At 45.6% G+C, this 3,328-nt stretch carries 1 protein-coding gene; it reads left to right on the top strand.

The window, feature by feature from the left end:
• Window positions 1-287: 287 nt before the first annotated feature.
• Window positions 288-3,328: Tn3 family transposase (locus tag H8L47_RS29045; protein ID WP_186957319.1), on the top strand; the 3,041-nt coding region annotated here is incomplete at its 3' end.

Here is a 3,328-nt window from a genome sequence, read left to right as displayed (position 1 = left end):
GGGTCCGTCTAAACAAACGGAGCTAAAGTTCCACAGAAATGATAAATCAGCCGTTTTTTAAAGTCCGTTGACATATTCTATCCCTCGACCATCAAATCGTTGAATGTAGCGCGTTCTGACAGGCCGATCTCTCGCCCCCTCCCCAGCACTTAAATCGCGATTATTTATGGCCGCGACGCACGGCTCCAGCGCTTTATCAACCATTCCAGCATATCGCCTCTCGAATTGCAGTCGGTTATTCAGGATAGAATGCCCGCCCGCATTTTTCATTTCACGAGAGGTCTCCAATGCCAAGAATGACTATTTTTAATGCCTTGGAGCAGGCGGCCTTCGATTCTCCACCTGTATTTAATAATACTGAGCGCTATAATTTCTTTTTTGCACCTCTCATGTTCACTGATCTGATGGAAGGGATGCGAACGCCGACCAACAAGGTTTGCTTCATCGTAACCGCAGGCTATTTTAAAGCGCGCCGAAAATTTTTCGCACGACAATTCCACCAAGCGGACATCGAATTCGTCGCCAAACAAATTGGCCTAAATCCAAGCGATATTCTGCCTGAAGCTTATAGCAAAGTAACCTATCTTCGGCACCAAAATTTGATCTTACGTTATTTTGGTTGTAGTGCTTTTGACGATGCCGCGAAAGCATTCACAGCGAACGAAATCGCGATGATGGTGCGCGTTCAATTCCGACCAAAATTAGTTCTCCTGGAAATCATCGAACAGCTAACCACCAAAAAAATTGCAATGCCTAGCTACGCCATTCTCGCCGATCTAATTGTGGAAGCGATCAACGATTATCAGCGTGAGCTAGGGCACATTATTACCGCTAGTCTTACCGAGTCACAGCGGGAGAAACTCGATTCCCTTCTGTTGAAAGAGACGAAGTACGGCACAGATGATAGTCGATGTTATTCGCTCACGTTATTGAAGAAGCCATTTCAGTCGACGCAGCCTTCGAAAATCAAAGCTAATCTAAACGACTTGGGAACCTTGCTCGCATTTTATCTTGATTTGAAACCGATCATCGATTCACTTTCCTTGCGTTATGAGTGTGTTCGTCATTACGCCTATTCTGTGATCAAATTTCAAGTGCCGCAAGTCTCTCGCCGTTCGGCGGAAGATCGCTATTTGCATTTGATCGCATTCATTATTTTTCAGACCTATAAATTGCATGACACGCTGATTGACATCTTGTTGTTCACAGTGCAGTCGGCTCGTAACATCGCTGAGAAAGCCCATAAAGAATCGTACTATCAAGACCGAGAACAGCGCGAGCAAAAATTCTTTACGCTCGCAGATCGCCTTGGACAGACCATCATCGGAACTGTATCGGCAATCAGGCATATCATCGCCGATGATGCATTAACGGACAGCCAGAAAGTCATCGCTATCGACACAGTGCTATCTTTGAAGACACCAAAAGAATCACCGGTTGAGCAACAGATCAATGACTTCAAACAGAACATGGCTACCATCCATCGTGGACAGGACTATTACGTGCTACTTGAACAGCAGTCGTTGAAACTGCAAAATCGCGTTGCGGAAATTGTGCGCCAAGTGCAATTTGATTCGCATTGCCGCAAGCCAGAATTATTTGTGGCCGTACTGCATTACCAAGGTAATGCAGGCGTCATCGATAAGCATGCGCCCACCAATTTTCTTTCTTACGAAGAGCGGGCAGCTGTCGTCGGAGTTGACGGAAAATTTCGGATCTCGCTCTATAAAGTACTGCTTTATATTGCGATCGCCGATGCGATCAAATCCGGCACCTTAAACTTGGTGCACTCTGAGAAGTACCGTTCTTTGGATGACTACCTGATTGCGAAGTCCGATTGGGACGCGAACCGCGAAACCTATATACGCCGTGCGCAGTTGGAACAATTCGTTGATTGCGGAGCCACGTTACAGGAACTTAATGAGGCGCTCGACGCCCAGTATGAGGAAACGAATAGGCATTTTTCTGCCGGCGACAATCCACTGCTCAGTCTTCGCCCGGATGGCAGCTTTCAGATCAGCACACCGAAGCTTGAGGAGACAGAAGCACTTTCTCTTTCTACCTTTTTCCCAGAACGCAAATACATTTCTTTGCTCGAAGTATTGGCAACGGTAGATCAAACAACAGGCTTTCTCGATGAACTCGAACACTGGCAACCAAAGCATCAACCAGCCAAGCCACAAAAGAAAGTTTTCTTCGCCGGTATCATCGGCTATGGATGCGACATCGGTCACAGAAAGCTTGCGCAAATCTCCAAACAAATTAACGAGAATGAACTTGATACTGCAGTCAATTGGTACTTTGCTTCGACTAATATTCATAGTGCCAATGATCGTATTTTGCAGTTTGTCGATAAGATGGAATTACCCAATCTTTATCGACAACAAGCAGACGTGTTGCATACTTCGAGCGATGGGCAAAAATTTGAAGTCGCTGTCGACTCCTTGAATACCAACTACTCATTCAAATATTTTGGAAAAGATAAAGGTGTGAGTGTCATAAGCTTCATCGACATGCGCCACTTGCTATGGCACTCTACCGTCATCACTTCCGCTGAGCGCGAAGCAGCTTACGTGATCGATGGTCTGATGCACAATGATGTCATCAAGAGTGACATTCATTCCACGGACACGCATGGTTATTCAGAAGTGATCTTTGGATCGACATATTTGTTGAACACCATGTTCGCGCCGCGTATCAAGGGCATCGGGCGACAACGTCTCTATGCATTCAAGAATCGTAAATTTTACGAGGACAAAGGATATGCCGCGCTGCTACCGCATCGAGCGATTCGCGAAACGATGATTGAGCCACAGTGGGATGAAATTTTGCGCTTCATCGCGACCATTCGGTTGAAAGTGGCAACGGCATCGCAACTTTTTAAACGATTGAATTCTTATTCCAGACAACATCCCTTGTACCAGGCATTAAAGGAATTTGGTAAGCTACCGAAATCAATTTTTATTTTAAAATACGTCGACGATCCGATGCTCAGGCAGTCGATCGAAAAGCAGCTCAACAAGGTTGAAGGATCACACAAATTTGCCAAAGCAATTTCCTTTGGTCACAATCACGAGTTCATTCAAAGTGAAAAAGAAGATCAGGAAATCGCAGAGGGTTGCAGGCGGTTGATCAAGAATGCGATCATCTGTTGGAACTATCTTTTTCTGACGCGCGCTTTAGAAGATGAACCAGATGAGGTGCGCAAAGCGGAATTGATTGAAGCGATTCGTAACGGTTCAGTGGTCACTTGGCAGCATTTCAATTTGCATGGCGAATTCGATTTCTCTGATGATCGAATGGTTGATTCGGTCGGATTGACTGCGCC

It is taken from the genome of Undibacterium umbellatum (genome assembly GCF_014284125.1).
Classification (GTDB): Bacteria; Pseudomonadota; Gammaproteobacteria; order Burkholderiales; family Burkholderiaceae_D; genus Undibacterium; species Undibacterium umbellatum.
This window is presented reverse-complemented; position numbering and strand designations above follow the sequence as displayed.